The organism is Gammaproteobacteria bacterium (assembly GCA_027296625.1).
Classification (GTDB): Bacteria; Pseudomonadota; Gammaproteobacteria; order JAKEHO01; family JAKEHO01; genus JAKEHO01.
The window spans coordinates 1-4841 of the sequence record JAPUIX010000141.1; the positions used below are offsets into that span (position 1 = coordinate 1).

Below are 4841 nucleotides of genomic sequence, written 5' to 3' on the forward strand. Positions count from 1 at the left end.
GTGATTCAGGCTGATTTTCGGACCTGAGGGATCAAGGTCTGAGGGGGTATACGAAAAAGATATGGTTTCCGTACAAGCCACTGCCTGTACCGAAAACCAGTGTTTACCGTACCCCCCAAGAATGGGGGTCTAGAGCGGGCACCGGAATGTCGGCTTCCTGGCCCTAAGCGGACGTTCCAAAGTGGGCTAACCGGCCGAGCTGGCCGAGGGCTATCTTCCCGGCTTCTCCGAATAACGTAGATGGCGCGGCCAAATTACATCGAAATCGGGGTACTAGGCGGCACGACATTTTGCTATGCTGTGTACCTCCCAAACAGATGAGATCGTAGTGAAGCGACCGGCAAAACGAATGAAAATCGAGATCATAAACGAGACACAAGCCCTAAAGGCCCTAGAGCCTGAATGGAAGGATCTCTGTGCGCGGGTGCCAGGCCATCGTTACAACCAGACATTCGGCTGGCTGTGGCGCGGGTGGGAATGCGTCCTGAGCAAGAAAAATTATGAGCTGCACGTCATCGTAGGGCGATGCGACGGACGCGCGGTATTGATATGGCCGGTCGTCGTACATAGCCACTTTGCTTGGCGGATGCTCAGATGGTTATCGTCGGATTTGACTGAATGTCCGGACGTTTTGGTTGAAACCGGTCCAGAAGCGCTTGAATGGCTCCATGCGGCATGGAAGATCATTACCTATGGCTCCGGTATCGACGTGATCGACTTTCGCTACGTGCGGGAAGACTCGCCTATCGCCCCATTGTTGGAAGGTTCAGCAAGTGCCCATAAAATATATTCGCGTGCCCTATTCGTGGCCTGCGATTCTTGGACGAACTGGGCCAGTTATTTCAAATCTCTGAGCAGCAAATTTCGCAAGGATCAAATGAGACAACGGCGGCGACTCGCCGAGCGCGGAAGTGTTGCATTTGAGATCGCTGAAACCACAGTGGACGTCCGTGAAACCCTACGCTGGCTACTCATCCATAAGACGGCCTTCCTCGACCAGAGGGGAATCAAAAAACATTGGTTCCAGCATAGGGAGCACTATGCTTTCCTTCAGTCCGTGGCTATGGACTCTCATTCATCTGGGAACTTGTATCTCGCCAGGTTATGCGTTGATGGCACGATCATAGCTGTCTTGCTGGGATTTCTGTTCAAAGGTCGCCTGGAAGCCGTAGTGACGACCTACGATTCGGCGTGGCAATCCTACTCACCGGGCAGGATACTGATGGAGGAATGTTTGAAATGGTCGTTCGAAAATCAAATTAGGATTTTTGATTTTAGAATGAACGTTACTCGTAACAAGCAAAATTGGGCGAAAAGCAGTGTCCGGGTGAGTGGTTACCTCATATCTTGTACAATTCTGGGCGGGATTTATGTTGCATGGTTTGGCTCCCCCGTTCGCGAGGGACTAAAAACGTTTTACTGGAAATTACCCAAAGGGATCCAGCAAGTAATTTGCAATGTGCTGCAAAGTTAAGTTGGCGGGACCGTGCGGCCGCGTTCCAACATATCCGACGAGCCGGGACAGTGTCGGATCTACTCGTAATTCGTTTCGTTCATGCCCACGCGTACCTGGTATCCCGGACGAAACCGTTCCGTTCAAGTGCGTTCCTAGAGGCGAATGGTTTATGGTAGGAGGGACGGATTGCAAGGGGGCATCGCGGCAAACAGCGATGGACCGCGATCGGAACAGCCGTATCGTTACGCAACGTGACGTCTGGTACCTCGTTGTATTGCCGCTCCTGTTCGTTTCAGCATGGGTTCTTCCCGAACGAACTTGGAAATGGGTTACGGTTAGCGCTGCTTGGATCGCGCGCAGACTGAAATCCAAGACTTACGGCGACCGCGTCAAACAGTTCGCGCGCGCATTCGGCATCAGTGCTGACGATCCACGCGCAAAGCAAGCTGTACTTAGAGCTTCGTTTGTATCGCACGAGGCGATCATGCAGTGCTTTCGCGAGTACCGATGGGGTGGGTGGCACCCCAAGCTTCTCGTAATTGGTCGCGAGCATCTGGCCGACGCCTTGAGCCAAGGCAACGGTGTTATTGTTTGGGTTCAAAGCATGCCGTTCTCTGATCTGGTCGCCAAAAAGGCTCTGGCGGAAATTGGCTTCCCGCCCCATCACTTGACCCGCCCGACTCACGGGTTCTCGGCGAGCCGGTTCGGTATCCGTGTCCTTAATCGCCTTTGGACGCGGATCGAGAATCGTTACCTCTCCGAACGCATAACCATACGAAGCGAATCCACGATTGGTGCAATGCGAACCCTGCGGTCCAGGCTCAGAGACAATCGCGTGGTCTCGATCGCGGTGGGTGACGAAGCCGTCAAGACAGTTGAAGTTCCTTTCTTCAACGCGAAGATGAAACTCGCCACGGGCCCTATCTCTCTCTCGCTGCGACATGGAGCACCGCTGATTCCGGTCTTTACCATCCGCTCCGGTGACAACGGCTTTGAAGTTATCATCGGCCCGCCCCTCTCAACCGGATCAAAGGCGATCGCCGTGGGTGGCATTTCTGTTGTCGCCAACGAATATGCCTCGCGCCTAGAGCACCTCTACCGTGAACACGCAGATCAGCGCGTACTGTTGAGTTGTGTGTTTGTGGCGTAAGGTTGACCTAGTCTTGCCGGTGGCGCGGAGTCGGCCAAGCAAGTCCTCGAAATCCTTGCGCCACTCGGCGAGCGGGCGGAAGGACGGGTCGTCCTTTATCCGCGCCTCGGTCTCGGCCATGATCTCGGTTCATGGGAAATCGATTGTTTCAGTTATGGAAAGCTGGTATTGATTAACCTGGACCAGGTGTGGAGTATCTGTTCGAAGTTGCCCGATTCTATCAAGCTTATTCTGCCATCTTCATATTGGAAACATGGAATATTTTCGGCTATCGGAGGTTAAAGAATATGCCGCCCTAGGTTTTTCTGGGGCTTGGTTGTCAGACAGACTACTTTGGCGCCCATTTTCGATCTACGCTACTTGGCTCTTTGTAAATCTTCGTATTCCCTCCGTATTCATAGTCTCGTTTAGCCTGATATGCGTGGCAGTATCGGCAATTCTACTGTTCGACAATTCCCCGATTTCTCTCATCTTGGGCGCGATCGGCATAGAAGTGTTTTCTTTCCTCGACCATGTGGACGGAGAAACGGCGCGCTTTGAAATGCGGCGTCGGGGGAAAGCCAATAGCCGCGTTGGGCATTTTCTTGACCTGTTTGCGCATAAGGTGTCGATCATTACGATGTTCGCAATCGGTTGGGCCGTTGCAAATGCTACGGGGAACCAAATTTACTCGGTTCTTTCGTTCATGCTTTGCTTTTTTATGTTCGGCCCCGGAAACGAGCCAGCGACTCTAATTGTCATTGAGGAAGCTAAGACATCCGATGTGCGGGAAGCGCTTGCGAAACTTAAAGCTTTTTCTGTGAGCAAGAAACCAGAAAATAGGGCATTCCGACCGTCCGATTTTGCACTATTCTTGAACGAACTCGTTGGCTTCCCGGGGTGGCTCCATCTTATCGTGATCGCCTGCTTGTTGGACGCGTTCGTTGCCCCACTAGAGCTTTTTGGGCAGGATTATTTCTACCGCGAGCTATTGGTGGTCTTTTTAACGCCCCTATATGCGGCAAAATTCCTGTACTCCTTTCGACACTATTTGAAATTGATGCTTTCGATCAAACACGACTGATCGTCCCGCGAACAAGGACCGCGTCTCAGTCGACAACGATCAGGGCAAAATTCTCTGCCTTTGAATCGAGGGCGGATTCACATCTGGCTGGGATTGCGATTCTTGTGTGGACAGCCCCCGTTGGGCAAGGGATTTTGACAGCGCTCTGGCGATCAAGTCAGGTTCATTCATGTATACGGCCTGTTGCACGCGGCATATGGCCGCTGGCTATGTTGGTGTCGGTGGATCGAGTCCTCATCAAGCTGCCGCGCTTCATGCTTCTGCCGGGCCAGCGTCACGACAGCGTTGGCGTCGAGCCTCTGATCGAGGACATGGACTTCGACGCTGTCGGTGCCGACAAAACCTTCGACAACAATTGGCTGCGTGCCGAGCCGGACAAAAGAGGGATAGGGGTCGGGGTTCAGTATTTGGGATTGGAGTCGGTCGTAAGGCCGGAAATCCTGCACGGGCACGACGCGATATCGGCGCGCCCCTCCACAACGACGTCCAGTCATTCCCGCTCGCGCCCGCCTAAAGCACGCAATGCCGATTTCACAACAGTTGTCATGCCGCTCAAATGGGCGCTCAATCTCGTCACGGCATAGCTGGCAATCAGGGGATCCTCGATGACCGCGATTCGCGGCAGGCTGTGCGGGGTGTCCCGGTGGTGCGGGAACAGGCAGCCAAACCGCGTTGTCGTTGCCGAGGCGAAGCCGAGTTCGCGGCAGATCGCAAATTCGCGTTCCCCAGCCTCGGATGCTTTGCCGAAAGGGTAGGCCAAGTGCTTAATCGGCTGAGCCAGGTGCGCCTCAAGGATACTGCGGCCTACTTCCATCTCCTTCCGCGCACTACGAACCGTGAGCGTGCTCAAGGTCGGATGACTGACCGTATGCGCCCCGATTTCGACGAGGTCGCTTTGCCCCAATTCCTCGACCATCTGCCAGGTCAGCGCCTGGCCCTTCGATAGGGATGCAAAATCGACGGTGTACTCCCTCTCAAGATATTTGATCATGCGAGATCGTTCGGCAGTGGTAGCGGCCCGCATCATGGAGTCCAGGTGGTTATAGGCCACGAGTTTCTGCCCATCGCTGGAGGCTGGAAACGATCGCAGGACCCCATTTATGGGGTAACTCACCATATCGGCTTGTTCGACCACGGCGCTGAGCCCGTACCACCATAAAAGCAAGCGCTCT

General features: G+C 53.9%; 4 protein-coding genes and 1 pseudogene. 4 read left to right on the plus strand and 1 reads right to left on the minus strand.

The window, feature by feature from the left end:
• The first annotated feature begins 328 nt into the window (after positions 1-328).
• The 4 genes and pseudogenes from O6944_08085 to O6944_08100 all read left to right on the plus strand — a co-directional run bounded on the left by O6944_08085 (position 329) and on the right by O6944_08100 (position 4034).
• A complete protein-coding gene (locus tag O6944_08085; protein MCZ6719090.1) occupies positions 329-1474 on the plus strand; it encodes a GNAT family N-acetyltransferase in 1146 nt (381 codons plus the stop codon).
• A 196-nt stretch (positions 1475-1670) separates the two neighbouring features.
• Positions 1671-2606, plus strand: coding sequence for a lysophospholipid acyltransferase family protein (locus O6944_08090; protein MCZ6719091.1), 936 nt, complete (start codon positions 1671-1673; stop codon positions 2604-2606).
• 421 nt (positions 2607-3027) lie between these two features.
• Entirely contained in the window at positions 3028-3669 is a 642-nt protein-coding gene (locus O6944_08095; GenBank protein ID MCZ6719092.1) for a hypothetical protein, read from the plus strand.
• A 242-nt stretch (positions 3670-3911) separates the two neighbouring features.
• Positions 3912-4034, plus strand: a pseudogene (locus O6944_08100) (IS5/IS1182 family transposase).
• A gap of 125 nt (positions 4035-4159) precedes the next feature.
• Here O6944_08100 and O6944_08105 read toward each other — a convergent pair.
• On the minus strand, positions 4160-4841 hold a 682-nt coding region (locus O6944_08105), incomplete at its 5' end, for a polysaccharide deacetylase family protein (protein ID MCZ6719093.1).